The sequence below is a fragment of the Pseudonocardia charpentierae genome (assembly GCF_031845345.1).
Classification (GTDB): Bacteria; Actinomycetota; Actinomycetes; order Mycobacteriales; family Pseudonocardiaceae; genus Pseudonocardia; species Pseudonocardia charpentierae.
In genome coordinates this window covers 202695-228839 of sequence record NZ_JAVREJ010000006.1, presented here as the reverse complement: position 1 = coordinate 228839, position 26145 = coordinate 202695, and the positions used below count along the sequence as shown (strand labels likewise).

The window sequence follows — 26145 nt, the reverse complement described above, 5'->3', positions numbered from 1 at the left end:
CTTACGGATCGATCGTCGCCGAGAACGGGAGCTCCGATGAAGAAGCTGATCAACGATCCTGCCGACGTCGTCAGTGAGGCGTTGCGTGGGATAGAGCTCGCGCACCCCTCACTGCGGGTCGACCATGAACACAAGATCATCTACCGGGCGGACGCCCCCGTGCAGGGCAAGGTCGGGATCGTCTCCGGCGGCGGGTCGGGGCACGAGCCACTGCAGGGCGGCTACGTGGGCATGGGCGGCCTGGACGCGGCCTGCGCGGGCGAGGTGTTCACCTCGCCGGTACCCGACCAGATGCAGGCGGCGACGAAGGCCGTCGACAGCGGGGCCGGCGTGCTGCACTTCGTGCTCAACTACACCGGCGACATCATGAACTTCGAGATGGCCGCCGAGCTGGCTGCCGAGGACGGCGTCACGGTCGAAACCGTGATCATGAACGACGACGTCGCCGTCGAGGACAGCCTCTACACCGCGGGGCGCCGCGGCGTGGCCGGCGGGATCCTGCTCAACAAGATCGCCGGCGCGGCCGCCGAGGAGGGCCGCGACCTGTCCGCGGTCGCCGAGGTGTCACGGAAAGTGATCGGCAACGTGCGCAGCATGGGCATGGCGCTGACCTCGTGCACCGTGCCCGCGGCCGGTCGGCCGACCTTCGACCTCCCCGACGACCAGATGGAGGTCGGGATCGGCGTGCACGGCGAGCCCGGCCGGCGCCGGCTGCCGGTGGCCCCGGCCAAGGAGGTTGCCGCGATGCTGGTCGAGCCGGTGCTGGCCGACCTGGACTTCACCGCGGGCGACGGCGTGCTCGCCTTCGTCAACGGCCTGGGCGCCACTCCGTTGATCGAGCTCTACCTCATGTACGGCGAGGTGGCGGCGATCCTCGAGAAGGCCGGGGTCCGGGTGGCCCGCACGCTGGTCGGCAACTACTTCACCAGCCTGGACATGGCCGGCGCCTCGGTGTCCCTGCTCAAGCTGGACGACGAGCTGCTGCGTCTCTGGGACGCGCCGATCAACACCGTGGCGTTCCGGTGGGGGGTCTGAGCGTTGCCACAGGAAATCGGGCAGGAGACGGTGGGCTCGGCCGAGCTCGGGCGCTGGCTGCGGACGTTCGCCGACGAGGTGACCGACCACGCCGACGAGCTGACGAGGCTCGACTCGGAGATCGGCGACGCCGACCACGGCTCGAACATGCGCCGCGGGATGACCGCCGTGGTCGGCAAGCTCGACGCCGCCCCGGACGCCGCGCCGGCCGCGCTGCTCAAGTCCGCAGGGATGACGCTGGTCAGCACCGTCGGCGGAGCGAGCGGTCCGCTGTACGGCACGTTCTTCCTGCGCATGGGGACCTCGGCGGGCGACCGTGCCGAGTTCGACGGTGCGGCGTTCGCCGCAGCGCTGCGCGCCGGCCTCGAGGGCGTGCTCACCCGGGGGAAGGCGCAGCTCGGCGACAAGACGATGGTCGACGCGCTGACCCCGGCCGTCGACGCGCTGGACGCCGCGCTGGCCGACGGCGCGTCGCTCAAGGACGCGCTGCGGGCCGCGGCGACGGCCGCGCGTGAGGGCGCGGACGCCACCGTTCCGCTCGTGGCCCGCAAGGGCCGGGCCAGCTACCTGGGCGAGCGCAGCGCGGGGCACCGCGACCCCGGCGCGACCTCGACGACGCTGCTGCTCGAAGCGGCCGCGGAGAGCCTCGGGTGAGTACGCCGGAGACCACGCCCAGCGTGGGGATCGTCGTGGTGTCGCACAGCCGCGCGCTGGGCAACGCCGCCGTCGAACTCGCCCGCGAGGTGATCGGCGACGTCGACGTGCCCATCGCCGTCGCCGCGGGCCTCGACGAGATCACGCTCGGCACGGACGCCGCCGCCATCGCGACCGCGATCGCGACGTCGGACCGGGGCGCAGGGGTCGTCGTACTCATGGACCTGGGCAGCGCGGTGCTCTCGGCCGAGCTCGCCCTGGATCTGCTCGAGGACGTGGGTGCGGACCCCGCGACCCGTGGACGCACCGTGCTCAGCGCCGGGCCGCTGGTCGAGGGCCTGGTGGTGGCCGCGGCGACGGCGTCGACGGGCGCGGACCGGCACCAGGTGAGCGCGGACGCCGCGGCGGCGCTCGGACCGAAGCGCTCGCACCTGGGCCTGTCGTGGGAGCCGACGACCTGACCGGACGTCAGCGCCGGCGGGCGCCGTTCATCTCCTGGGTGCCGTTGATCCCGTAGGCGCCGCGGTAGAACAGCAGCGGGAGCGTGGCCGGGTCGGAGCCGAGGTCGTGCACGTGCCCGACGACGATCGTGTGATCGCCGCCGTCGTACTCCGACCACAGCGTGCAGTCGATCCAGGCGCTGACGCCCTCGATCACCGGCGCGCCCGAGGGCGCCGGGCACCAGTCGACGCCCGCGAACTTGTCGACCGCGGTGCCGGAGCGGGCGAAGCCGGCGCTGAGGTCGCGGTGGTCCGCGGCGAGGACGTTGACGCAGAAGTTCTTCACCTCGCGGATCCGCGGCCAGGTCGACGACGAGCGCGCCGGCGCGAAGCTGATCAGCGGCGGGTCGAGCGACAGCGACGCGAACGACTGGCAGGTGAAGCCGAGCAGGGTCCCGTCGGTCTGCCGCGCCGTCACCACGACGACGCCGGTCGCGAAGTGCCCGAGCACGTCACGCATGACGGCGGGGCTCACGGCAGGAGCGTTGGCAGGACCGGTCATGCCGTCGAGGTTAGGCCGCCCTGACCGCTCTTCGCCTGGCGGATGGCGGTGTCGTCGCCCACCGGCTCGGCGGCCCGCCGCGGATGTACCGAAAGCGGCTTTCGGTGCACTCAGTGCACCCGACGCCGCTTTCGCTACATCCGGGCCGACACACACCGGCGCCGTCCCCTCGGGGGGACGGCGCCGGTGTGGGTACAGCGCGTCAGCTGGCGTAGGAACGCAGGCGGTCCGCCCGCTCCCCGATGCGCAGCTTGGCCATCGTCTCGCGCTCGATCTGGCGCACCCGCTCGCGGGAGAGCCCGAAGCGGCGGCCGATCTGGTCGAGCGTGCGGGGCTGGCCGTCGTCCAGGCCGTAGCGCATGCGGATCACGTGCTGCTCGCGGTCCTCCAGCGTGCCGAGCACGCGGCGCAGGTCGTCGTGCAGCAGGCGCGAGATCACGGTGGTCTCGGCGTCGGCGGCCTCACCGTCTTCGATGAAGTCGCCGAGCGGGGCCTCCTCCTCGGCGCCGACCGGCATGTCGAGCGACACCGGGTCGCGCGCGTGGTCGAGCAGATCCGAGATCTTCTCGGCAGGCAGGCCGGACTCCTCGGCGAGCTCCTCGTGCGTGGCCTCGCGGCCCAGGCGCTGGTGCATGTCGCGCTTGATCCGGGCGAGCTTGTTGACCTGCTCCACCAGGTGCACCGGCAGCCGGATCGTCCGGGCCTGGTCCGCCATTCCGCGGGTGATGGCCTGACGGATCCACCACGTGGCGTAGGTGGAGAACTTGAAGCCCTTGGTGTAGTCGAACTTCTCGACGGCGCGGATCAGGCCCAGGTTGCCCTCCTGGATCAGGTCCAGCAGCGGCATCCCACGGCCCGTGTAGCGCTTGGCCAGCGAGACGACCAGCCGGAGGTTGGCCTCCAGCAGATGGTTGCGGGCGCGCTCGCCGTCGCGGACGACGAGGCGCAGGTCCTTGGCGTGGGCCGGGTCGAGCTCGACACCTTCGGCGGCCGCGCTGTCGAGGACGTGCTTGGCGAAGACGCCGGCCTCGATGCGCTTGGCGAGATCGACCTCCTGCGCTGCGGTCAGCAGGGCGGTCTTTCCGATACCATTGAGGTAGACGCGCACCAGGTCGGCGGCCGGGCTCTGGGCGTCGAGGTCCTCGGCGGACAACTCGACCGCCGCCTCGACGGCCTCGTCGCGCGTATCGTCGGTGTCTGCGCGCCGACCCGGAACGGTCTGCGGCACGGTCATTGGTTTCCTCCCCCATGGACCCGGGCGGTGGGCGTTCGGGGCACTCCGCCGGGGCTCTCGATCGGTCCAACGCCACGTCGTTCCCGAACGTTCCCTCGACGGGGGAACCATCGCGTGGGTGAGTCCCAACTCTCAGCGGGTTCTCAATCCGGACACCGCTTCGCCGCCGACTCCGACGGGTGTGTGGCCGAAAGCACGCCCCTGAGCCGGTGCGTCGGGTGGTCAATCGAGAACACCCCACCCACGCGGGGCGCCGTACCGGGATGATGGATGCATGACCGCTGCACGATCCGCCGCAGACGAGCCCGCCTCGGGTCCGGCCGACGAGACGCCGGCTGCCGCGAGCACGCCGCACAACGGCGCTGCGCCCTCGGGCTGGACCGTCCAGATGAACGCCCTGGGCGAGTTCATCCGCGCCCAACGCCAGCTGGCCAACCTGTCGCTGCGCGAGATGGCCTCGATGACCAGTGTCTCGAACGCCTACCTCAGCCAGGTGGAGCGAGGGCTGCACCAGCCCTCGCTGAAGGTGCTCCACTCGATCGCGGCCGCCCTGCAGCTGTCGACCGAGCAGCTCCTCGCGCAGGGGGGCTGGGCATCTGGTGCCAGAGAGGCCGCGGGGGGTGGCGGCGCCGAGGAGGCCATCCGCACGGACCCCCGGCTCTCTCCCGAGCAGCGTGCGGCCCTGCTGGGCGTATACCGCAGCTTCGTCGATCCCGAGTGAGTCGACGCGGTGGTGCAGACCACTAGGACCGGCGTCACACGAAACGTGATTGACATACTTAACGCTGGTGCATAGTTTGGTTAGCGACACCACCTACGATTCAGAGAGGACGTGGACGATGACCGCGCCCACCGACCAGTTCGTCGACATCGCCAACCGGAGCCAGGAGGCGGTCACGTCGGCCGTCCAGACCTGGGCCGACACCGTGCAGAGCTTCGCAAGCAAGGTGACCACCACCCCGGGCCAGCTCCCCGACCTGCCCAGCGTGGTCGAGACCTACTTCGACTTCGTCGAGAAGGTGCTCGCCAACCAGCGCGAGTTCGCCCAGCAGTGGGCGTCGGCCGCCACCAAGGCCACCGAGGCCGTGACCGAGCAGGCCCAGCGCGCCACCCAGTCCGTCACCGCGCACACGGTGAACGGCACCGAGGCGGTCGTGGACAACGCGACCGAGACCGTCAAGGTCGCCGGCGAGAAGGCGGCCTCGACCGCCCGCGCCGCCCGGAACGCCACCAAGGCCTGACCTTCGCGGGGCACCACGGCCCCCGTCCGGCATCGCCGGGCGGGGGCCGTTCCCGTCTTCACACCTCGAGCAGCACCGTGAACGGCCCGTCGTTCACCGACTCGACGGCCATCGCGGCACCGAACACCCCGGTCGCCACCGTCGCCCCTCGCGCCCGCAGCGCCGCGACCACCGCGTCGACCAGCGGCCGGGCCCGGTCTGGCGAGGCGGCCGCGGACCACGACGGCCTGCGGCCCTTGCGGGTGTCGCCGTAGAGCGTGAACTGGCTGACGACCAGCAGCGGCGCGTCCGTCTCGGCGCACGACCGCTCCCCGTCGAGGATGCGCAGCTCGTGCAGCTTGCGGGCCATGACGGCGACGGTCTCGTCGGGGTCGTCGCGGTGGACGCCGAGCAGCACCAGCAGGCCGGCGCCGATCTCGCCGACGGTCGCCCCGTCGACGACGACCGCGGCCCGCGTGACCCGGGCGACGACGGCCCTCATGCCGCGCCCGACCGGCCGAGGCGAGTGCAGCATGGTGGCTTTGCTGCGGTCGGAGTGCAGCAAAGCCACCACGCTGCGAACGCCGGCGCCACGGCCGGCCTCATGGGACCGGGACCAGCAGGCCGTGCCGCACCATCTCCCGCACCGCCGGCAGGGCCGCGCCGACCAGCGCGTCCACCGGACGGTCGTGGGCGAACGCGAGCAGCTCCACGAGCTCCCTCAACGGCAGCGCGCCCCGGCAGCCCGCCAACAGCGCGGCCGCCGGCTCGTCCACCTCGTGGCGCCACCGGGGTCCCTCCGCCCTGGCGACCGCGGCGCCCGCCTCGCTCCACCCCTCGTCGCCCGCCGTGGCGTACCGCTCGAGCAGCACGCCGTCGGTGAGCCGCAGCCGGGCATCGAGCAGAGCGTCGTCCGTCGCGTGCGCCTGCAGCCAGTCGACGCGGTCCAGCCAGCCCGCGACCTCGGGGCCCAGCGGGTCGGTGAGGTCGTCGGGCAGGTCCTCGACCACGACCGTCGGCGTCCCGGTCGTGCTGGCCCCATCGATCCGACGCAGGGTCAGGAACCCGAACCCCACGGCCTCGACCTTCTGGGCCGCCAACCAGTCGAGCCACGCCCCGGCCTGCGCACGGGCCTCGGCGGAGTGCAGGTCGAGCCCCGCGTCGCGTTGCCATGTGCCGACGTGCAGCGCCGGATCGGTCGTCTCCCGCTGCACGATCCACGCGTCGACGCCCTCGGGCAGCCACGAGCGGACGCGGTCCGGCCAGTCCTCCCCGCGGACGTGCAGCCACGACCCCAGCAGCTGCGCCACGCCACCGGGCTCCAGGTGCTCCGGGAGCGCGCGGACCAGCGCGGCGAGCGCGTCGTCGCCCGCCTGCCCGGAGTCGCGGTAGACGTAGTCGACCCGGGCCGGGCCGGGGACGAACGGCGGGTTGGAGACGATCAGGTCGAACCGGCGCCCGGCGACCGGAGCGAGCCACGGACCGTCGAGGAGCTCGACGTCGAGGTCGTTGAGCGCGAAGGTCGCGCGGGCCATCGCCAGCGCGCGGAGGGCGACGTCGGTGGCGGTGACGGCGCGGGCGTGCCGGGACGCATGCAGCGCCTGGACACCGCAGCCCGTGCCGAGGTCGAGCACGGTGCCCACGGGCGTGCGTGGCGTCGCGGATGCGAGGGTGAGGGACGCCCCGCCGACGCCGGTGACGTGGTCGCGCTCCTGGCGGCGGGCGTCGAGATCCGACAGCACCCACCACTCGCCGTCCCCCTCGTCGTCCCCGCTGTCCGCGCCGTGCGGCCGCAGATCGAGGGCGGCGGCCCAGCCGTCGTTCGCGCGGCGCAGCAGGCCGGCCGCCGCGGCGTCGACGGGCGTGAGCGGGGCGAGAGCCGCGGTGACGGCGGCATCGGGCTCGACCGCTCCCAACAGCAGCATCCGCACCAGCACCCCGAGCGCGCCGCCGTCCGCGGTGGCACGGAACGCGGGCTCGGGCTCGCCCCGCGTGAGCGCGGCGTGGGCGTCCCGGCCGAGCAGCGCCCGCACTCCGTCGGTGCGGTAGCCGGCGCGGTCCAGCGCGGTGCGCAGGGCGTCGGCGGTGGCGGGGGAGATCTCGGGCAGCACGCCCCGATCCTCGCCGACGCCCCGTCCGCGGCCTGCCGCCGGGGTGCGCACGGGTCTGGAAAGCCACGTTCCTGCAATGGCATTGCATGAAAGTGGCTTTCCTGCAACCACCGGGGCCACCGCTACGCTGGGGCTCCCCGCCGATCGGAGGAGCCGTGCTGCAGCTCGCGCAAGACCCCGACGCCGACGCGCTGCTCGACCGCGACCCGCTCGCCCTGCTGATCGGCATGCTGCTCGACCAGCAGTTCCCCATGGAACGCGCCTTCGCCGGACCCGCCGGCCTCGCCCGGCGCCTCGGCGTGGACCGGCTCGACGCGCGGGCGCTCGCCGAGTACGACCCCGAGGCCCTCGCCGCCGTGTTCACCGGCCCGCCGGCGCTGCACCGCTACCCCGCGGCGATGGCCGGGCGGGTGCAGGCGCTCGCCGCGCTGCTCGTCGACCATTACGACGGCGACGCCGCGGGCCTCTGGCGCGACGTCCCGGACGGTGCCACCCTCCTGCGCCGGATCAAGGCGCTGCCCGGATTCGGCGCGCAGAAGGCGCAGATCTTCGTCGCGCTGCTCGGCAAGCAGCGCGGGGTGACCCCGCCGGGCTGGCGGGAGGCCGCCGGGGCGTACGGCGACGACGGGTCGTTCCGGTCGGTCGCCGACGTGGTCGACGGGGCGTCGCTCGTCCGCGTCCGGGAGTTCAAGCAGGCGGCCAAGGCCCAGAAGAAGGCCGCCGCCACGACGTAGCCGCCCGCCGAGGTGGACGCGCGGTCACCCCACGACGGTGGCACGATGAATGAAGAGGGTGCAGAGCGCCGGCTTCGAGTCGTCGGAGCGGGCCCGCACCGACGAGGAGCAATCGTGTCCCATCCCCAGCGTCGGCCCGACTCGAGCTCCCCCGACGCCGTCCTGATCACCGACGCGGCGCAGTCGTACGAGGACGAGCTCAAGATCCGCAAGCGCCGTTACGGCCTGATGATGGGCATGCGGATCCCGTGCATGGTGGTCGCTGCGATCTTCTACCAGACCCCGTGGCTGGCGGTCACGCTTCTGATCATCTCGATCCCGCTTCCCTGGATGGCCGTGCTCATCGCGAACGACCGCCTGCCGCGCAAGCGCGAGACGGTCAACCGCTACGAGGTCGACCGGCGGGCGCTCGAGACACGCGCCCACCCCGTGATCGATCCCGGGACCCCGACGTTCGGCGGCTCGGTCGTCGACGGAGAGGTCCTCGACCCCGACGTCATACCCGGGAGCCGGGAGGACGTGCGCCGCGCCGGCTGACGGCCTCCGCACCCGCCGCGCAGCCCGCGTGCAGCGCGGCCTCGGGCCCGGCGCCCGAGAGCCATGCGGCGAGCAGCCCGGCGTCGAAGGCGTCGCCCGCGCCGGTCGCATCGACGACGTCCACGGCTGGAGCCGGCACCGTCCACGTGCCGTCCCGGCTCACCCAGGTGGCGCCCGCACGTCCCTCCGTGACGACCACGGCGGCGGCGATGTCCAGCAACGCCGCCGCAGACCGCGGGTCCGGTGAGCCGGTGAACGCCGCCAGCTCGGCGGCGTTCGGCAACAGCAGGTCGACGCCCCCGAGGTGGGCGAGCAGCCTGGTCGGGAAGGCGCCGGTGGCCTGCGGGTCGAGCGATGTGCTCGCCCCGGCGGTGCGTGCCGCGGCCACCGCCGCCAACCCTGCGCCACGCGACGACGCCGCACCCAGCACGTAACCCGACAGGTGCAGATGGTCGACGCCGTCGAGCGGCGGCAGGTCCGCGGGGGAGAGCCGGGCCGCGGCGCCGCGGTCCGACAGCATCGTCCGGTCGCCGCCCGATCCGACCAGCACGACGACCGTGGCGGTCGGGGCATCCGGGTCGACCGCCACCGCCGGACGCACCCCCACGGCCGCCAGCTCGGCGACCGCGGCGTGCCCCGCGAGGTCGTCGCCGACCCGTGCGACCAGCGTGACGTCGACACCGCGGGCAGCCAGCCAGGTGGCCGTGTTCGCCCCGGCCCCGCCCGCGGTCGTGACGATCCGGGCCGGCACGTCCGCCCCGGCGACCGGTGGCACCGCGGGTGTGACCAGGACGTCCACCGCCAGGTCGCCCACGACGACGACGCGCGGAACGGTCACCCTGCCAGCGCCACCGCGACCTGCGCGGCCAGCTCGGCGTTGGCCCGCACCAGCGCGAGGTTGGCCGTGAGGCTCACACCGCCGCTCGCCTCGTGGAAGTGCGCCAGCAGGGCGGGTGTGACGTCCTTGCCGACGATCCCGCGCTCCGCCACCAGCGCCAGGCCCTCGGCCAGCAGCCGGTCGTGCAACGCCGCATCCACCTCGTCCGCGGCCGGCACGGGCTGGGCCAGCACCATGCCCGCCCCACCGCCGACGTCGCGGTGGGCCCGCCACACCGCGGCCACCTGCGCCACGTCGTCCACCCGCCAGGGCACCGGGAACCCGGAGTCGCGGCGGTAGAACCCGGGGAAGGCGTCGGTGCCGAACCCGAGGACCGGCACGGACGACGTCTCCAGCAGCTCGAGCGTCGCCGCGACGTCCAGGATCGACTTGACCCCCGAGCACACGGTCAGCACGGGTGTGCGGGCCAGCGCCGCGAGGTCGGCCGAGACGTCCCAGCTCTCCCGCGCGCCGCGGTGCACCCCGCCCAGCCCGCCCGTCGCGAACAGCGCCACGCCGGCGGCCGCGGCCAGAGCGGCGGTCGCCGCGACGGTGGTCGCGCCGTCGCGGCGCAGGCCCACCGCGACGCCGAGGTCGCGGACCGAGAGCTTGACCAGGTCGCCGCCGCACACCCGGTCCAGCTCGGCCGCCGTCAGACCCACCCGGGGGACTCCGTCGAGCACGGCGACGGTCGCCGGCACGGCTCCTCGGGACCGGACGACCGCCTCGAGTTCGTCGGCCACCTCACGATTGCGGGGCGCGGGAAGCCCGTGTGCGAGCAGCGTGCTCTCGAGCGCGACGACGGGCGCGCCGTCGCGGAGCGCTGCGCGAACCTCGGGGAGGAGGACGGGACCGGTCACATGCGGCATCATGGACGACATGGCGACCCAGGTGCTGCCCGACGTCGAGACCCGCCCCGAGGGCACCGACACCACCGGCGACGACTCGCCGAAGATGTTCCACTACGTGCTCAAGGCGAAGATCGCCGAGAGCGCGGTGCTGGGGAACATGGTGGTGGCGCTGTGCGGCGAGACCTTCCCGGTCACCCGTTCCCCCAAGCCGGGGTCCCCGGTGTGCCCGGACTGCAAGAAGATCTACGAGTCGATGCCGCCCGGCGGCGACGAGTGATCTAGGGCGCGCCCAGGAACTCCGCCGCCACCCCGGCGAGCTCGCGCGCCTCGGTGATGATCGCCAGGTGCCCGCCCGGGTGGTGGTGCACGCGCGCGTCCGCGATCCCGCGTCCGAGGATCGTGGCGTTCGCGGCCGGGATGACCGGGTCGTCGGCACCCGCAATCACGAGCGTCCGCGCCCGGATCAGCCGGAGCACGGGAAGGCTCGTCCAGCCGACGGTCGCGGCGAGCTGCAGGGTGTAGCCGCGCCGGTGGCGGCGCAGGCCGTCGGCGATCTCCACCAGGGCCGCTGCGGCGCGCTCCGGGTGCGTCCGCAGGGTCCCGCCGTAGAGGTCGGCGGCGACGGCCAGCGCGGCCGTGAGGTCCCGCGGCCAGCGCGGCAGGAAGAACCGGCTGAGCACGCGCGGGCTCGCCGGCACCGAGAGCGCCCCGGTTGACGTGGCGACCAGTACGAGGCGGCGGACCTGCGCCGGACGGCAGAGGACGAGCTGCTGGGCCAGTTCGCCGCCCCACGAGTAGCCGAGCACGTCGACACGGTCGTGGCCGAGCTGCGCGACGAGATCGCCGACCACCGGGGCGAAGGTCGTAAGGTGATAGGGGAGCAGGACGTCCGGCGAGCCGCCGATGCCGGGCGGGTCGAGGCGGATGATCTCGCGGTCCGCCGACAGGGCGTCGACGAAGGGGTCGAGCAGGTCCAGCGTCGCGCCGATGCCGTTGAGGACCAGCAATGGCGGACCGGACGGCGCCTTCGGACGCCGCACCTGCACGCGCAGCCGGCGGCCCCGGACGGCCATGAGCCCGTCGGTGACGGCGGGCCGCTCGGTGCGTACGGAGATCGAGGGGCGGACCATGCGTCGAGCCTGACCGATCATCGCCGCCGGAGGGAGATCGACCGGCGGAGATCACAGGCGGCGGGCAGTCGCGCCGGTCCCGGCCCGCGCCGCGTCGTCGAGACGTCCCGCACGACCCGCAGGGGCGAGCGCACCGGCCGGACCGGCCAGACCTCCTGAACGGCGTTGTTGAGCTGAGCGCCCAGCACGATCGACAGCCCCAGCAGGAACGCGAACAGCAGGAACGCGATCGGCGTGGCGAGTGCGCCGTAGGTGTAGCCGGTGGCGGTCAGCACGGTGAGGTAGACGCGCAGCCCCGTCGCTGCGGCGATGAACACCGCCATCGCCAGCAGCGCTCCCGGCAGCAGGCGCCGCCACGGCGGGCTGTGCGGCAGGGCGGCCTGGTAGACGGTCGTGAGCATCAGCACCAGCAGCACCCCGACGCCGGGGTAGTAGAACGACTCGACGACTGCGGCGGCCGCCCCGCGCCACGTCTCGGGCAGCAGCCGGGGCAGCAGGTCCGGGCCGAGCGCGACCAGCGGCAACGTGAAGACCCCGACCACCAGCGCGGACAGGTAGATCAGCAGCGAGAACAGGCGCTGCCACACCGGGTGCCGCACGCCGTACTGACCGTGCGCCTCGGTGATCGAGTCCACGACCGACGCGATCGCCGACGATCCCGCCCACAGGGCGATGAGGAACCCGACGGAGGCCACGTCGGCCCGGCCGCGGGTGAGGATGCTCGAGGCCGTCGGGGCGATCAGCTGGTCGACCACCTCGGGGGTGAACACCCGCCGGGCGAACGCGATGATCTTGCCCTCGACGATGTCGACGGTCTCCGGCCCGAACCAGCCCCCGACGTAGCCCAGCGAACCGAGCAGACCCAGGAACAGCGGCGGCAGCGACAGGGCCTGCCAGAACGCGGCCTGCGCGGCCATCGAGAAGATGTTGTCGTCCCACGCCTTGCCCAGCGTGCGCCGCAGGACCCGCACCGCCCCGCTGCCGGCGCGGGGCGGTGCCGCCGGACCGGGCGGATCCGGCGGGTCGTCGGGATGCGGCATGGCGGTCATGGCGCGGTCCAGGATGGCCCACCGGATGCCCGCACCCGGCCGGACGGCTCCGCGACGCGCCGGATGATGCGCGACCGCAATGCCACGGCGACGCCCTCCCCGGCCCCGCCGTCCGCGCGGGTTACCCTGATGCGCCCGCCGCTCCCCCCGATCGAGCCTCCGGAGACGTGTGTCCCAGCCCGCCGTGTCGCCCGTTCAGGACCCGGCCGAACCCGGTGTCACCCCACCCGGCCGCCCGCTTCGCGCCTGGCAGCGCAGTGCGTTGGCCCGCTACCTCGCCGCGAAACCGCGCGACTTCCTCGCCGTCGCGACGCCCGGCGCCGGTAAGACCGCCTTCGCGCTCCGGGTGGCCGCTGAGCTGCTCGCGGACCGGACGATCACCGCTGTCACGGTCGTCACCCCCACCGAGCACCTCAAGCACCAGTGGGCGGCGGCAGCGGCGTCGGTCGGGATCGCGCTCGACCCTGCGTTCCGGAACTCGACGGGCTCGACGTCGTCGGACTACACCGGCATCGCGATCACCTACGCCGGCGTCGCCGCGCACCCGGTGCTGCACCGCAACCGGACCGAGACCCGGCGGACGTTGGTGATCCTCGACGAGGTGCACCACACGGGCGACGCGCGCTCGTGGGGCGAAGGGGTCCGCGAGGCGTTCGAGGGCGCCACGCGCCGGCTCACGCTCACGGGGACCCCGTTCCGCAGCGACGACAACCCGATCCCCTTCATCGACTACGTGCCGGACGCCGAAGGGCTCCTGCGCAGCCGCGCCGACCACGCCTACGGCTACTCCGAGGCGCTGGCCGACGGCGTGGTGCGCCCCGTGGTCTTCCTCGCCTACTCCGGCACGTCGAGCTGGCGGACGAGCGCGGGCGAGGAGATCACCGCGCGGCTCGGGGAGCCGCTGACGGCCGAGCAGACGGCACGGGCCTGGCGCACCGCGCTGGACCCCGGCGGCGAGTGGATCCCCGCCGTGCTGGCCGCCGCGGACCGGCGCCTGACCGGGCACCGCAACGGCGGTATGGATGACGCCGGGGGCCTGGTCATCGCCACGGACCAGACCACAGCGCGGGCCTACGCGGAGATCCTGCGCGACATCACCGGCACCCCGCCCGTCGTCGTGCTCTCCGACGAGGCGGGCGCGTCGGACCGGATCGCGGCGTTCAGCAAGTCGGACGACCGGTGGATGGTCGCCGTCCGCATGGTGTCCGAGGGCGTCGACGTGCCCCGCCTCGCCGTCGGCGTCTACGCCACCAGCGCGTCGACCCCGCTGTTCTTCGCCCAAGCCGTGGGCCGCTTCGTGCGGTCACGGCGGGCGGGGGAGACGGCGTCGGTGTTCCTGCCGAGCGTCCCGGTGCTGCTGGGGCTGGCGAGCGAGCTGGAGGCCCAGCGCGACCACGTGCTGGGCAAGCCGCACCGGGCCGCGGAGGAGTGGAACGACGAGGAGCTGGCGGCGGCGAACCGGCAGCAGGACGAACCGGGGGAGGACGAGAAGTCGTTCACCGCGCTGCACGCCGACGCCGAGCTGGACCAGCTGATCTACGACGGCACCTCGTTCAGCGCGGACGAGGAGGACTTCATCGGGCTGCCCGGCCTGCTGGCGCCCGACCAGGTGCGCAACCTGCTCAGCTCACGCCAGAAGGACTGGCTGTCGCGCCCGAAGGCCTCCTCGCCGGCCGCGGTCCCGGCGGCCCCACCGCTGCCGGCGGAGCGCCCCCAGCTCACCGTCCGCGAGCAGCTGAACAAGCTCCGGAAAGAGCTCAACACGCTGGTCGCCCTGCAGAACCACCGCACGAAGAAGCCGCACGGAATGATCCACAACGAGCTGCGGACGGCCTGCGGCGGCCCCCCGACCGCGATGGCGAGCATCGAACAGCTCGAGGAGCGCATCGCCACCCTGCGCTCCTGGCGCTGAAGCCCTGCCCCGCGAGTCCGCGACTTCGTCAGGCCGAGTGCACACCCCGGTCCGGTCGGACGCGCAGGTTCGCGCTGTCCACGTGACGGACTCGCGCTGTCGAACTGACGGACTCGCGGGGGACGGGCGCGTGGGTCATGCGGTGCGAACGGCGACGGGGCGGGAACCGGAATCGGTTCCCGCCCCGTCGGAGGTGTGCGGTGGGCTGGCGCGGATCAGCCCGACTGCACCTGGATGTCCAGTTCGCGCATCTTGTCGCCGTGGGCTCGTGCGTGGTGCCCGCAGAAGAGGAGCTCTCCACCGGAGGGCAGGACAGCACGGACCTTGGCAGCCGCGCCGCAGCGGTCGCAGCGGTCGGTAGCGGTCAACTCGGGCCGGGAAAGGGTTCCAGGCTGCACAGCGGTCTCCCTCCGTCTCGACACCGGGTGTCCCCGGTATCGCTCAATGCGACGAACCGCCTTCGCGGTACGTCCACTCTTGCAGACGCACAACACCCCGGCTCTGATTCCCGGCATGCGTCGCGACACCCGTCACGTTGTGACCCTATGGAGGTCCGGCCACCGACCGGGGATCGCCCGGGGGAGGTCCGGCCTCCAGATTCAGTTGACTACGGGTAAATGATGGGGTGCGCGATGTGACACCGCAAGGTGGGGAACGTAAACGCTGGTTACGGGCAGTGGCTACGGAGAGCGACAGAAGCGGCACCGTCACGCGGCGTGTCCCCGCGCCCGTCCTCTTCGTCCTGGGCGGGTTGTCGATGTACGTCGGCGCGGCGCTCGCCGTTGGCCTGTTCGACCGGCTGGCCCCCTCGGCGGTCGCGGTGCTGCGGTTGATCGGTGCGGCGGGCGTGCTGCTGGCCTGGCGCCGCCCGCCTGCTGCGGCCTGGCGGGGACGGAGGTTCGCGCGCGCCACCGCATTCGGTCTGGCCACCGGCCTGATGAACCTCGCCTTCTACGAGGCCATCGCGCAGCTTCCACTGGGCACGGCGGTGGCCGTGGAGTTCTGTGGACCGGTCGCCGTCGCGGCGGTCGCATCCCGGCGTCCACGCGACGTCGCGGCGGTCCTCCTAGCCGCCTGCGGTGTGCTACTCATCGCCGATGTCCGCTGGTCAGGGGCACCGTGGGGAGTGGTGTGGGCACTCGTGGCCGCGGCGATGTGGGCGGCCTACATCCTGCTCGGCGCGAGAGTGGCGACGGTCGGCAACGGGGTCGACGACATGGCGGTGGGCTTCGGTGCCGCGGCTGTGCTGCTCTCGCCGGTGCTGCTGCTGGGCAATCCCGGAGGGGTCGGAGCGCTCGTCGACCCGGTGGTGCTCGGACTGGGGATCGGCGTCGGCGTGCTCTCCAGCGTGGTGCCGTACGTGCTGGACCAGGTCGTGCTGCGGCGCGTGGGCACGGCCCGGTTCGCGGTGCTGCTCGCCCTGCTTCCCGCCACGGCCACGATCGTCGGCCTGGTGATGCTCGGCCAACTGCCCGGAGGGGCCGAGGCGCTGGGTATCGCGGCCGTCGTCGGCGCGGTCGCACTGCGGTCCCGCGACGGCGACCCGCCGTCACCACCGCCGAAAGCAACTACGGAGAGTAATACCTGACCGAGTGACGCTCTGTAGTCGCGATTACCCCCGTGTGGGTGACCGGCGAAGCCTCCGCTTCCTGGAGTCGGGTCCACGTGGTGCTCGTCGCAATCCTCGCACGAACCACGTTGGTCCACCTCGGGATGTGGTCCGGGACTGCGCCGTCGGTGGGACGCGGGACGGCGGCCTGTAGCGAGGATCACACGTTCGGAGGAGCCTGGCGACCGGCGGCCGGCCGGGGCGCGCGGCCTGCAGTTCCGCGGTCATGCACAACAAATCTGGTGCCGTGAGACCAAATCGTGATGCAATCGCGTCTACTTGAACGATCCAGTGTGGTTGGCACCACGTCATCGGACCGCATACGTTGCCGCTCACAACATTCCCGCGCCGCGGGCCCCAACGAAGTGGGAAAGGACGACGGATGCGCACGAGGACGACAGCCGTCAAGCGGACGGCGGTGCTCGCCGCCGGACTCGGCCTGACGATGGCACTCGCCGCCTGTGGACAGAATGCAGCAGCTCCGAGCAGCGGTGGCAGCGCGCCGAGCGCAGCGGCCCCGGCCGCCGGTGGCACCAAGGTGGGCGTGATCCTCCCCGAGACGCAGAGCTCGGCCCGGTGGGAGGGCTTCGACAAGCCGCTGCTCACCGCGGCGATGCAGGCCGAGGGCCTCGACGCCGACATCCAGAACGCCCAGGGCGACGAGCAGAAGTTCTCGACGTTGGCCGACGGCATGATCTCCAGTGGCGTCAAGGTGCTGGTCATCGCGTCGATCAGCAGCGAGTCCGGAGCAGCGGTGGCCGCGAAGGCCAAGGCACAGGGCATCCCGACGATCGACTACGACCGGCTGAGCCTGGGCGGCACGAGCGACTACTACGTCTCGTTCGACAACGAGAAGGTCGGCGCGCTGCAGGGCCAGGGCCTGGCGGACGCGCTGAAGGCCAAGCAGGGCGCACAGGTCATCGAGATCGCGGGCGCGCCGACGGACAACAACGCGACGCTGTTCTCCGACGGCGCGAACTCCGTCCTGAAGCCCCTCTACGACTCGGGCGCGCTCAAGCTCGTGCAGAAGCAGCCCATCCCGGACTGGGACAACCAGGTCGGCGGCACCACCTTCGAGCAGATCCTCACCGGCAACGGCGGCAAGGTGGACGGCGTCCTCGCGGCCAACGACGGCCTCGCAGGCGCAGTGATCACCGTGCTCACCAAGTACGGGCTCAACGGCCAGGTCCCGGTCACGGGCCAGGACGCCACCCCGGACGGCCTGCAGGCCATCCTGCGCGGCGACCAGTACATGACGGTCTACAAGCCGATCAAGCAGGAGGCCGACTCGACGGCCAAGCTGGCCGCCGCTCTCGCGAAGGGCGACACGGCCGCCGCGGACGCGCTCGCCACCGGCAGCGTGGACGACACGAAGGGCAACCGTCAGGTCAAGTCGGTGCTGCTCACCCCGCAGTCGATCACCAAGGACAACGTCAAGACGGTCATCGACGAGGGCCAGGTCAAGGCGTCGGAGGTCTGCGTCGGCGACCTGCAGGCCACCTGCCAGCAGCTGAGCATCAACGCCAGCTGACAGTGAGCGATCCGGCCACGACGCCACGGCGTGCGCCGGATCACCCCCCGGACCCGGGCGCGGTGAGCGGTAGGACCGCCCACCGCGCCCGTCCCACGGGTCCGGCACCGCCGCAGAGGAGGCCGCGATGCTGCTGCAGCTCAACAAGGTCAACAAGAGTTTCGGCGCCGTCCAGGTGCTGCACGACGTCGACTTCTCGGTACGGGCAGGCGAGGTCACCGCCCTCGTCGGCGACAACGGCGCCGGCAAGTCGACGCTGGTCAAGTGCGTCGCCGGGATCCACCCGATCGACGGGGGCGAGATCCTCTTCGACGACCAGCCGGTCGCGATCAACGGGCCGACCGACGCCTCGGCGCTCGGGATCGAGGTCGTCTACCAGGACCTCGCGCTCGCCGACAACCTCGACATCGTCCAGAACATGTTCCTCGGCCGCGAGCGCGGTAAGCCCTGGCTGCTCGACGAGGCCGACATGGAGCAGGCTGCGCGGCGCACGCTCGCGTCGCTGTCGGTCCGCACCGTGACGTCCGTGCGGATGCCCGTCGCCGCACTGTCCGGCGGCCAGCGACAGACCGTGGCGATCGCCAAGGCCGTGCTGTGGGACTCGAAGGTCGTGCTGCTCGACGAGCCGACGGCCGCACTCGGCGTCGCGCAGACCCGGCAGGTGCTCGACCTCGTCCGCCGTCTGGCCGAGCAGGGCCTGGGCGTGGTGCTGATCAGCCACAACATGGCCGACGTCTTCGAGGTCTCCGACCGCATCGCCTGCCTGTACCTGGGTCGGATGGTCGCCCAGGTGCCGACGCGCGACGTCACCCACGGCCAGATCGTCGAGCTGATCACCGCGGGCCGTTCGGGCGACCTCGGCCTCGCCCGGCCCGAGAACGTCGTGAGCATCTGATGGCCACCCACAGCACCCCCGAGGAAGGCACCGTGCCGCCCACCGACCCCGGACCGGGCCGCGCCGAGCCCGGGTCGACCCAGATCGACACCCAGGCCGACGCACCGACCGACACCCACCCCGTTCCTGGTCACGACGGCCCCGGCCGGCACGTCGCGGCCTCCACCGCCGACGCCGGCCACGTCTCGGCTGCCGAGCGTGCCGGGCCCGCGGCGTCGCGCGCCGCCGACTTCGGCATCGACACCACCACCAAGACCACCAGCGAGGCCGTCCGGGCCTACGTGCAGAACCTGCGCAACGGCGAGCTCGGCTCCCTGCCGGCGCTGCTCGGCCTCCTCGCGCTGTTCATCGTCTTCACCGCGCTCGACAGCGGCGGCACCTTCCCCAGCCTGCTGAACCTGGCCAACCTGCTCCAGCAGGGCGCAGGCCAGACGGTCATCGCGATGGGGCTGGTGTTCGTCCTGCTCATCGGCGAGATCGACCTCGCCGCCGGTACGGCGTCCGGGCTCGCCGCCTCGGTCCTCGCGCTGCACCTGGTGTCGGGCGGCAACCTGCTCGGTGCCATGGGCACCACGGTATTCGCCGTGTTCGTGGCGATCTTCGCCGTGGCGGTCGCGCTCGCGGCCTGGCTGCGCATCTGGACCGGCGCGGCGTTCGCGGGAATCGGGCTGCTGCTCCTGGTCGTCGGCTTCCCGCCCAACGCGTGGCTCGAGATACTGCTGGCGGTCTGCACCGGCGTGGTCATCGGTGTGCTGACCGGCTTCCTGGTCGCCAAGTTCGGCATGCCGGCCTTCGTGGTGACGTTGGCGCTGTTCATCGCCTGGCAGGGCGTGATCCTCCAGCTCATCGGCGACGGCGGCACGCTCGGCCTGCGCGACCCGGTGCTCGTCGCCGTGGCGAACGGCAGCATGTCCACCGCGGGCAGCTGGCTGCTGTTCCTCGTCGCCGCGGGCGGCTACGCAGGGGTGCTGCTGATGCGGCAGGTGCGCCGCCGGAAGCTGGGACTCGTCGCGCAGCCCACGGGCCTCGTGCTGATCAAGATCGCGGCGGTGGTGCTGCTCGCGGCGGTCATCACGTTCCTGCTCACGCTCGACCGCGGGCCGGGCACCATCCGCATCGCCGGAGTGCCCTACGTCGTCCCGATCGTGCTCGTGCTCCTCGTCGCCGGTACCTACCTGCTCGACCGGACCCGGTTCGGGCGGCACGTCTACGCGGTCGGCGGCAACCGGGAGGCCGCGCGCCGGGCGGGCATCAACGTCGTGCGCATCCGGGCGACGGTGTTCGTCATCTCCTCCGCGCTGGCGGCGATCGGCGCGATCATCTACTCGTCGAAGGTCGGCTCGGTGTCGCCCGCGTCCGGTGGCGGCAACACGCTGCTGTTCGCCGTCGGCGCGGCGGTGATCGGCGGAACCTCGCTCTTCGGTGGACGCGGCCGGATCAGCAACGCCGTCATCGGTGGTGCGGTGCTGGCGACCGTGAACAACGGTCTGGGCCTGCTGGGGCAGCCGGCGTCGGTGGTGTTCCTGGTCAACGGCGTCGTCCTGCTGCTCGCAGCCGGGGTCGACGTGCTGTCCCGCCGCCGATCGGCTGCCGCGGGGCGGTGAGCCGTACCTGGGTCGGAGGGGTCGCCGGCTCCCACGGCTCGGCGGTAACCACCGGGGCCCGGCCCGACGAGGCCCGTCGGCACAACCGCGCGGCGCTGCTGCGCCGGCTGCACGTCGACGGGCCCACCACCCGGGCGACCCTGGCGACCGAGCTCGGCCTCAACCGCAGCACGATCAAGGCGGTGGTCGACGGCCTGGCCGAGTCCGGGGTCGTCACCGAGGCCGTCCCGGTCCGCCGCACGGGGGCGGGACGGCCGTCGCTGATGGTGCTGCCCGATCCGCAGGCCGCCGTGGTGCTCTCGGTCGACGTGCGCGTCGACCAGGTGGCGATGGCGGTGGTCGGGCTCGGCGGCCAGATCCTCGGGCGGCACAGCTGGAACCTGCACCGCGGCACCCGCCTGCCGGGTGAGGTGATCACGCACATCGCGGAGTCGGCCGAGCTGCTGGCCGACGAGCTGGCGCTCGTGCCGCAGGCCGCGGGGGTGTCGGTGCCGGGGGTCGTACGCCGCGACGACGGCTTCGTGCACGAGGCCCCCAACCTCGGCTGGCGCGACGTCGCGCTCGGCACGCGCCTCGCGTCGGTGCTGAAGAAGCCGGTGCAGGTGGCCAACGACGCCGAGCTGGGCGCGCTGGCCGAGCACGTGCGCGGGCTCGCGCGCGACGTCGCGGACCTGGTCTGGGTGTCGGCGGACTACGGCGTCGGCGGCGGGGTGGTGTCCGGGGGCAGGCCACTGCGCGGGACGGCCGGCTACGTCGGCGAACTCGGGCACATGACCGTCCGCCACGACGGCCGCGTCTGCTACTGCGGCAACCGGGGCTGCTGGGAGACCGAGGTGGGGGAGCCGGCGCTGTGCCGGGCGTTGGGCCTGCCGGAGGGGACGACCCGCGGGGTGCTGGTCGCCGAGCTGCGGTCGCTGGCGACGGCGCCGGTGGCGGGGCCGCTCGACGAGTTCGCGGAGTGGCTGGCGACCGGGCTGGTGACCGTGGTGAACATGATGGCGCCGGAGCTCGTGGTGCTCGGCGACCTGTTCACGGCGCTGCCGCCGTGGGTCGTCGACCGCGTCCGGACGGCGGTGCACCGGCGGAGCCTGGTGAGCCGGGCGGTCGGGGGGACGCGGATCGAGACCTCGCCGCTGGGGCGCGACGCGAAGCTGGTGGGAGCGGCGGAGCTGGCGTTCGAGCAGGTGCTCGCGGCGGTGTGAGCGCGGCCCGGAACGAGCGAAAGCGGCGTTCGCTCCACTGGATCGAGCGAACGCCGCGTTCGGTCACCGCGGGAGTGGCGGGGTTCAGGGGGACGGCATTGAGATCAACTCGGGGCGTCACGCTGCCGTCAGCAGGGCGCGGCCCGAGTCGGTGAGGGCGACGGAGCCGGCCGTCGCCGTGATCAGGCCGGCGTCCACCAGCCGGAGCCCGGCGAACTGGTCGGCGAGCGCCATGCCGTCGACGGTCAGCGAGCTTGGTCCGGGGCATCCGCAGCGACCGGCAGCGACGGCGCGCAGGACGGAACGGTCCCGGTTGGTCAGGGAGGGGAGGGTGGTGACGGACATTGGAGGTCTCCTTCCGGGAACCGCGGTGGGCTGTCCTTGTGACTCCAAGAGTGCGCCGAACTCATCGGCGGACCCATACCGCTGCCCCCCGGGCCCGGGGGTGTGATCCCGCACACCTCAGGTGGTGCCAGCCCTACCCCGAGGTCACGCCGTGACGCGCACCTGACGGACTCCGCGCTTCAGGCCGACGCAGCCGATGCACAGCACGCAGCCCTCGCAGTCGACGCAGCCGATGCAGAGCACGCACCGGCGGCAGCCGACGCAGCCGAGGCAGCCCACGCACATGACCAGCGCCACCGAGAGCAGGCTCAGCACGGATCCCGCGATTCCGGCGCTGCCGGTCACGCCGGCGCTGCCCGCGACGGCCACGCTGCCGGAGACGGCGACGCTGCCGGCGACCGCCGCGGAGCCGGCGACCGCGACGCTGCCGGTCACGCCGGCGCTGCCCGCGACGGCCACGCTGCCGGAGACGGCCACGCCGCGGGTCACCGCGGTGCTTCCGGCGACGGCGACGCTGCCGCCCACGTCCGCGCTGCCCGCGACCGCCACGGTCCCCTCGACACCGGTGACGTCGTCCCCGTGGTCCTTCTGCACCTGACCGCCGTCGTCGTGCATGTGTCTCCTCCGCTCGTCGGGTCGGGCACAGCCTGCCGGATCCCGGCGCGCGTCACAGTCGGGTTGTCGACATCGACGCCGGGGAACATCGCCCGGCGTGCCCGCTCTCCTCTCCGCCGTCGAGGCCGCCTTCACCGCTCTCGCCCGCCTGCGTGCTGCTCGTGGCGTCCACCCGTCCGGTGCCCTGTTCGCCGGCCGGGTGGAACTCGACGCCCCGGCTTCGCCCACCGTCGCCGTGCTCGGCGCGACGATCCACCCGGCGCTCGTCCGCGTGTCGAAGGGCGCCGGCACGCGGGGCCGCCTCCCGGACCTGCTCGGCCTCGCCGTGCGGCTGACCGACCTGCCCGACGGTCCGGTCGACCTGCTGTACTCCACCGTCGGCCGGCACCGGTGCACCGGCGCGCTGTTGGCCCCGGCGTCGGGCTGGTGCACCCGGCCGTACAGCACGCTCCTGCCGTACCGGGCCGACGGCGAGCGGGTGACGTTGGGGCTGTGGCCGCAGCAGCCGGGCCGGGCGCACGGCGCCGACCCGCAGGTCGCGCGCGAGGCCGTGCGGCAGGAGCCGCTGGTGTTCGCGATGATGGAGAAGCGTGCCGGCGCCCCGTGGGCGCCGATCGGGCGTCTGCTGCTCGACCTGCCGATGCCCGACGGCGCCGTGGACGACGGCCCCCACGGCGCCGACCCCGTGACGTTCGACCCCGTCGTCCACGCGCACCCCCGACTGCGGCCGGTGCGGGCGCTCGCGAAGGTGCGGCTCGCCGCGTACACGGGGTCGCGGCGCGGCCGCGGTGCACCGGACGTCCTGCGTCCGGTGGTGAGGGCGCCCGGTCGCGGGATAGGGTCGGCCCGACCCACGGGAGCCTCGCGCCGAGGCTGAGAGGGCGGCAGGTCCGGCCGTCGACCGTTATCACCTGATCCGGTTCGCACCGGCGTAGGGAGGACACGTGGCCGTCGCGCCCATCCGCTTTGCACTGATCCTGGTCGTCACCCTCGTCCTCGCGGCTTGCGGCACGGGCGGCGCTCCGGCGTCGGGCCCGCCCGCCGGGGAGCGCACCCCGATCCGGATCGCGCTCGACTGGACCCCCAACACGAACCACACCGGCCTCTACGTCGCGCAGCAGGAGGGCTGGTTCAGCCAGGCCGGGCTGGACGTCGAGTTCGTGCCCTACAACAACACCCCGCCGGACACGCTGGTCGGCTCCGGGGCGGCCGAGTTCGGGATCAGCTTCCAGGACTCGTTCACCTACGCGAAGGCGAGCGGGGTCGACGCCGTCTCGGTGATGGCGATCGCGCAGCACTGGACGTCCCAGATCGCGGTGCGCGCCGACCGGGCCGACATCACGAGCCCCAAGGACCTCGATGGCAAGATCTACGGCGGCTTCGGCGCCGCGTACGAGGTGCCGAAGATGCAGGCCGTGATCAAGGACGCGGGCGGTGCCGGGCAGTTCCAGAACGTGGTGCTCGGCACCGCGGCGTACGAGGCGCTCTACGCCGGGCAGGTCGACTTCACCGAGCCGTTCGTGACGTGGGAGGCCATCGAGGCGCAGCTGCGCGGGCAGCCGCTCAAGACCTTCGACTACACCGACTACGGCTTCCCCGATTCCTACAACGTGCTGCTCATCGGCAACGGCGCCTGGCTGCACGCGCACCCGGACCAGGCGCGGGCGTTCGTGCAGGCCGCGCAGCGCGGGTACGAGTTCGCCGCGGACGACCCGGCGAAGGCCGCCGAGCTCCTGGAGAAGGCGAACCCGGGGGCGTTCACCGAGCCCGAACTGGTGAGCCGCAGCCAGCAGATGTTCAGCGAGCGCTACCTGCGCGACGAGTCGGGCGCGGTCGGGACGCAGACCCTCGACAAGTGGTCCGGGTTCTCGGGCTTCCTGTACGACACCGGCACGCTGGTCGGGCCGGACGGCAAGTCGTTGACGACGAGGCCGGACTTCGCGACGTGGTTCACCGACGAGTACCTGGCGGCGCCGTGACGGAGCCGCGCACGGTCCAGGCGCCGGACAGCTCCTCACGGGGCTCCGTGGTGGAGCCCGGTGCGCTTCGCGGACCGCAGCATGGTGGCTTTGCTGCACTCCGACCGCAGCAAAGCCACCATGCTGACGTCCCCCGGCGCCCGGCGGAACCGCCCGCCGTCGGCGCCCGGGGCGTCCGCCGCGCCCTCGCCGCCGTCCTGCCGTCCCTCGTCCTCGTCGCCGTCGGGCTGATCGCCTGGCAGTGGTTCGTCACCGCATCCGGGGTGCGCCCGCAGGTGCTGCCCTCCCCGCTGCGCGTCGCCGAGCAGGGGTGGGCCGCTCGCGAGCAGATCTGGGCGAACACCCTCCCGACGCTGCAGGTCACCGCCGTCGGATTCGCGGTGTCGCTGGCCATCGGCTGGGCCGTCGCGATCGCGATCGACTTCTCGCCGTGGCTGCGGCGCGCCCTGACCCCGCTCCTGGTCGCCTCGCAGACCCTGCCGATCATCGCGATCGCCCCGCTGCTGATCATCTGGTTCGGCTTCGGGTTGCTGCCCAAGGTCGTGGTGATCGCCCTCGTGACGTTCTTCCCGGTGGCCGTCGGGCTGATCGAAGGCTTCGCCTCGACGCCGCCCGCCGCCACGAACCTCCTGCGCAGCATGGGTGCGTCGCGCTGGCAGCGGTTCCGGCTGGTTCGATTGCCCCAGGCCATGCCGTCGTTCTTCACCGCGCTGCGGATCGGCATCACCTACGCCGTGACCGGGGCGATCTTCGCCGAGTACGTCGGTGCGACGGCCGGCCTGGGCATCTACATGAGCCTGCAGAAGAACTCGTTCCGCACCGACCTCGTCCTCGCCGCGGTCGTCGTCACCGCCGTGTTGTCGGTGACGCTGTTCGCCCTCACCTTCGTCGTCGAGCGCCTGGTGATCCCGTGGCACCGGCGCGCCTGACCCTCGACGGCCTGACCAAGGCCTACGGCGACCTGCCCGTGCTCGACGACGTCTCCTTCGAGGTCGGCCACGGCGAGTTCGTCGCCGTCGTCGGGCCGAGCGGCTGCGGGAAGAGCACGTTGTTCGACGTCGTCGCCGGGCTCGAGCCGCCCGACGGGGGCCGCGTGCTCGTCGACGGCATCGACGTCAGCGGCCGCACCGACGCCTTCGCCTACATGCCGCAGCAGGACCTCCTCTTCCCCTGGCGCACGGTGCTCGACAACACCACCCTCGGGCTGGAGGTCGCCGGCATGCGCCGCCGGGAGGCGCGCGAGCGGGCCCGGCCGCTGTTCGTCGAGTTCGGGCTGGCCGGGTTCGAGGGGGCGCGGCCGGGGGAGCTGTCGGGCGGGATGCGGCAGCGCGCCGCGCTGCTGCGCACCGTCGTCCAGGAGCGACCGGTGCTGCTGCTCGACGAGCCGTTCGGTGCCCTGGACGCGCTGACCCGCGCCGACCTGCAGCTGTGGCTCTCGGGCGTGCGGGCCCGGTTCGACTGGACGGTCGTCCTGGTCACCCACGACATCCGGGAGGCGGTCTTCCTCGCCGACCGGGTCGTCGTCCTCGGCCCCCGCCCGACGAGCGTGCGCCAGGAGGTGAGCGTCGAGCTGCCGCGGCCCCGCGACCTCTCGACGATCACCGACCCGGTCTTCGCGCGCGCCGAGGCCGAACTGCTCGGCGCCCTCGTGCGCTGACGGACGGAGAGAAATGGCCCGCTACTGCTTCCAGCTCCAGGTCCGACCCGAGCGGCTGGACGAGTACAAGGCCCGCCACCGGGCCGTGTGGCCCGAGATGCTGGCCGCGCTGCGCGACACCGGCTGGGGCAACTACTCGCTTTTCCTGCGCGACGACGGCCTCCTGATCGGCTACGTCGAGGCCGACGACCTGCAGGCGGCGCAGGCCGGCATGGCGGCGACGGCTGTGAACGCCCGCTGGCAGGCGGAGATGGCCCCCTTCTTCGTCGACCTCGAAGGCCGGGCGGACGAGGGCTTCCTGCTGCTGGAGGAGGTCTTCTACCTGGAAGACCAGCTCCGCACGCCTCCGCGCGGCTGACCGG

The 26145-nt window shown here is 73.0% G+C and carries 30 protein-coding genes and 1 riboswitch; of the genes, 19 read left to right on the top strand and 11 right to left on the bottom strand.

The genetic code is table 11. The features are described 5' to 3' along the window. Positions 1-36: 36 nt before the first annotated feature. From dhaK to dhaM, 3 genes are read left to right on the top strand one after another with little or no spacing between them, the layout of a single operon-like run. A complete protein-coding gene (gene dhaK, locus RM445_RS11770) occupies positions 37-1035 on the top strand; it encodes a dihydroxyacetone kinase subunit DhaK (protein WP_311556219.1) in 999 nt (332 codons plus the stop codon). A gap of 3 nt (positions 1036-1038) precedes the next feature. Beyond that, on the top strand, positions 1039-1689 hold the full coding sequence (gene dhaL / locus RM445_RS11765) for a dihydroxyacetone kinase subunit DhaL (RefSeq protein ID WP_311556218.1): 651 nt from the start codon (positions 1039-1041) through the stop codon (positions 1687-1689). Continuing rightward, complete coding sequence (dhaM, locus tag RM445_RS11760; RefSeq protein WP_311556217.1) at positions 1686-2150, top strand: dihydroxyacetone kinase phosphoryl donor subunit DhaM; 465 nt, start codon at positions 1686-1688, stop codon at positions 2148-2150. Before dhaL ends, dhaM begins: the two co-directional genes overlap by 4 nt. A 7-nt stretch (positions 2151-2157) precedes the next feature. On the opposite strand, the gene RM445_RS11755 is transcribed toward dhaM, so the two are convergent. Then, positions 2158-2691, bottom strand: coding sequence for a flavin reductase family protein (locus RM445_RS11755; protein ID WP_311556216.1), 534 nt, complete (start codon positions 2689-2691; stop codon positions 2158-2160). A 202-nt stretch (positions 2692-2893) separates the two neighbouring features. Further along, entirely contained in the window at positions 2894-3925 is a 1032-nt protein-coding gene (locus RM445_RS11750) for a sigma-70 family RNA polymerase sigma factor (RefSeq protein WP_311556215.1), read from the bottom strand. A 274-nt stretch (positions 3926-4199) separates the two neighbouring features. Here RM445_RS11750 and RM445_RS11745 point away from each other — a divergent pair, with 274 nt between their 5' ends. Together RM445_RS11745 and RM445_RS11740 are read left to right on the top strand one after the other, a co-directional pair. After that, a complete protein-coding gene (locus RM445_RS11745; protein ID WP_311556214.1) occupies positions 4200-4646 on the top strand; it encodes a helix-turn-helix domain-containing protein in 447 nt (148 codons plus the stop codon). A 118-nt stretch (positions 4647-4764) separates the two neighbouring features. Next, positions 4765-5166: a hypothetical protein gene (locus tag RM445_RS11740; protein ID WP_311556213.1), complete on the top strand. Its 402-nt coding sequence runs from the start codon at positions 4765-4767 to the stop codon at positions 5164-5166. Positions 5167-5224: 58 nt separating this feature from the next. Here RM445_RS11740 and dtd read toward each other — a convergent pair whose 3' ends face one another. Beyond that, positions 5225-5647, bottom strand: coding sequence for a D-aminoacyl-tRNA deacylase (gene dtd, locus RM445_RS11735; protein ID WP_311556263.1), 423 nt, complete (start codon positions 5645-5647; stop codon positions 5225-5227). A 100-nt stretch (positions 5648-5747) separates the two neighbouring features. Further along, the gene (locus RM445_RS11730; RefSeq protein ID WP_397469285.1) at positions 5748-7253 is read right to left on the bottom strand and encodes a DUF7782 domain-containing protein; all 1506 of its coding nucleotides are present in this window, start codon (positions 7251-7253) and stop codon (positions 5748-5750) included. 158 nt (positions 7254-7411) lie between these two features. On the opposite strand from RM445_RS11730, the gene RM445_RS11725 reads away from it, so the two are divergent. Then, the gene (locus RM445_RS11725) at positions 7412-7990 is read left to right on the top strand and encodes an HhH-GPD-type base excision DNA repair protein (protein ID WP_311556211.1); all 579 of its coding nucleotides are present in this window, start codon (positions 7412-7414) and stop codon (positions 7988-7990) included. A 114-nt stretch (positions 7991-8104) separates the two neighbouring features. Beyond that, the gene (locus tag RM445_RS11720; RefSeq protein ID WP_397469278.1) at positions 8105-8527 is read left to right on the top strand and encodes a DUF3099 domain-containing protein; all 423 of its coding nucleotides are present in this window, start codon (positions 8105-8107) and stop codon (positions 8525-8527) included. On the opposite strand, the gene RM445_RS11715 is transcribed toward RM445_RS11720, so the two are convergent. Both RM445_RS11715 and RM445_RS11710 read right to left on the bottom strand, forming a co-directional pair. Further along, the gene (locus tag RM445_RS11715) at positions 8487-9365 is read right to left on the bottom strand and encodes a carbohydrate kinase family protein (protein ID WP_311556210.1); all 879 of its coding nucleotides are present in this window, start codon (positions 9363-9365) and stop codon (positions 8487-8489) included. The two genes, RM445_RS11720 and RM445_RS11715, sit on opposite strands and share 41 nt — an antisense overlap. After that, on the bottom strand, positions 9362-10273 hold the full coding sequence (locus tag RM445_RS11710; protein ID WP_397469284.1) for a pseudouridine-5'-phosphate glycosidase: 912 nt from the start codon (positions 10271-10273) through the stop codon (positions 9362-9364). Before RM445_RS11710 ends, RM445_RS11715 begins: the two co-directional genes overlap by 4 nt. 10 nt (positions 10274-10283) lie before the next feature. Between RM445_RS11710 and RM445_RS11705 the strand changes: the two genes are divergently transcribed. Further along, positions 10284-10532: a DUF3039 domain-containing protein gene (locus RM445_RS11705; protein WP_311556208.1), complete on the top strand. Its 249-nt coding sequence runs from the start codon at positions 10284-10286 to the stop codon at positions 10530-10532. A 1-nt stretch (position 10533) separates the two neighbouring features. On the opposite strand, the gene RM445_RS11700 is transcribed toward RM445_RS11705, so the two are convergent. Then, on the bottom strand, positions 10534-11385 hold the full coding sequence (locus RM445_RS11700; RefSeq protein ID WP_311556207.1) for an alpha/beta fold hydrolase: 852 nt from the start codon (positions 11383-11385) through the stop codon (positions 10534-10536). A 17-nt stretch (positions 11386-11402) separates the two neighbouring features. After that, on the bottom strand, positions 11403-12434 hold the full coding sequence (locus RM445_RS11695) for a YihY/virulence factor BrkB family protein (protein ID WP_311556206.1): 1032 nt from the start codon (positions 12432-12434) through the stop codon (positions 11403-11405). A gap of 169 nt (positions 12435-12603) precedes the next feature. Between RM445_RS11695 and RM445_RS11690 the strand changes: the two genes are divergently transcribed. Further along, a complete protein-coding gene (locus tag RM445_RS11690) occupies positions 12604-14346 on the top strand; it encodes a DEAD/DEAH box helicase (protein WP_397469277.1) in 1743 nt (580 codons plus the stop codon). 215 nt (positions 14347-14561) lie between these two features. Here RM445_RS11690 and RM445_RS11685 read toward each other — a convergent pair whose 3' ends face one another. Next, positions 14562-14744: a DUF7455 domain-containing protein gene (locus RM445_RS11685; RefSeq protein ID WP_311556205.1), complete on the bottom strand. Its 183-nt coding sequence runs from the start codon at positions 14742-14744 to the stop codon at positions 14562-14564. A 359-nt stretch (positions 14745-15103) separates the two neighbouring features. Here RM445_RS11685 and RM445_RS11680 point away from each other — a divergent pair, with 359 nt between their 5' ends. From RM445_RS11680 to RM445_RS11660, 5 genes are all read left to right on the top strand, one after another. After that, positions 15104-15934: an EamA family transporter gene (locus RM445_RS11680; protein WP_397469283.1), complete on the top strand. Its 831-nt coding sequence runs from the start codon at positions 15104-15106 to the stop codon at positions 15932-15934. Positions 15935-16337: 403 nt separating this feature from the next. Continuing rightward, the gene (locus RM445_RS11675; RefSeq protein WP_311556203.1) at positions 16338-17486 is read left to right on the top strand and encodes a sugar ABC transporter substrate-binding protein; all 1149 of its coding nucleotides are present in this window, start codon (positions 16338-16340) and stop codon (positions 17484-17486) included. A 127-nt stretch (positions 17487-17613) separates the two neighbouring features. After that, positions 17614-18381, top strand: coding sequence for an ATP-binding cassette domain-containing protein (locus RM445_RS11670; RefSeq protein WP_311556202.1), 768 nt, complete (start codon positions 17614-17616; stop codon positions 18379-18381). Continuing rightward, the gene (locus tag RM445_RS11665; protein ID WP_311556201.1) at positions 18381-19985 is read left to right on the top strand and encodes a sugar ABC transporter permease; all 1605 of its coding nucleotides are present in this window, start codon (positions 18381-18383) and stop codon (positions 19983-19985) included. The genes RM445_RS11670 and RM445_RS11665 overlap by 1 nt, the downstream gene beginning before the upstream one ends. Then, on the top strand, positions 19982-21187 hold the full coding sequence (locus RM445_RS11660) for an ROK family protein (protein ID WP_311556200.1): 1206 nt from the start codon (positions 19982-19984) through the stop codon (positions 21185-21187). Before RM445_RS11665 ends, RM445_RS11660 begins: the two co-directional genes overlap by 4 nt. 117 nt (positions 21188-21304) lie before the next feature. Here RM445_RS11660 and RM445_RS11655 read toward each other — a convergent pair whose 3' ends face one another. Both RM445_RS11655 and RM445_RS11650 read right to left on the bottom strand, forming a co-directional pair. Next, positions 21305-21532, bottom strand: coding sequence for a hypothetical protein (locus RM445_RS11655; RefSeq protein ID WP_311556199.1), 228 nt, complete (start codon positions 21530-21532; stop codon positions 21305-21307). A 144-nt stretch (positions 21533-21676) separates the two neighbouring features. Continuing rightward, positions 21677-22147 carry a hypothetical protein gene (locus RM445_RS11650; RefSeq protein ID WP_311556198.1) on the bottom strand — a complete coding sequence of 157 codons (471 nt, stop codon included), beginning with the start codon at positions 22145-22147 and terminating at the stop codon, positions 21677-21679. A gap of 97 nt (positions 22148-22244) precedes the next feature. Here RM445_RS11650 and RM445_RS11645 point away from each other — a divergent pair, with 97 nt between their 5' ends. The 5 genes from RM445_RS11645 (at position 22245) to RM445_RS11625 (ending at position 26141) form a co-directional block, all read left to right on the top strand. Next, on the top strand, positions 22245-23024 hold the full coding sequence (locus RM445_RS11645; RefSeq protein ID WP_311556197.1) for a hypothetical protein: 780 nt from the start codon (positions 22245-22247) through the stop codon (positions 23022-23024). Next, positions 22999-23087, top strand: a riboswitch (TPP riboswitch). (Overlaps the previous gene by 26 nt.) A gap of 4 nt (positions 23088-23091) precedes the next feature. Next, positions 23092-24126: an ABC transporter substrate-binding protein gene (locus tag RM445_RS11640; protein ID WP_311556196.1), complete on the top strand. Its 1035-nt coding sequence runs from the start codon at positions 23092-23094 to the stop codon at positions 24124-24126. Further along, positions 24123-25055: an ABC transporter permease gene (locus tag RM445_RS11635; RefSeq protein ID WP_311556195.1), complete on the top strand. Its 933-nt coding sequence runs from the start codon at positions 24123-24125 to the stop codon at positions 25053-25055. The genes RM445_RS11640 and RM445_RS11635 overlap by 4 nt, the downstream gene beginning before the upstream one ends. Beyond that, complete coding sequence (locus RM445_RS11630; protein WP_311556194.1) at positions 25037-25783, top strand: ABC transporter ATP-binding protein; 747 nt, start codon at positions 25037-25039, stop codon at positions 25781-25783. Before RM445_RS11635 ends, RM445_RS11630 begins: the two co-directional genes overlap by 19 nt. 13 nt (positions 25784-25796) lie before the next feature. After that, entirely contained in the window at positions 25797-26141 is a 345-nt protein-coding gene (locus RM445_RS11625) for an L-rhamnose mutarotase (RefSeq protein ID WP_311556193.1), read from the top strand. Positions 26142-26145: the final 4 nt, after the last annotated feature.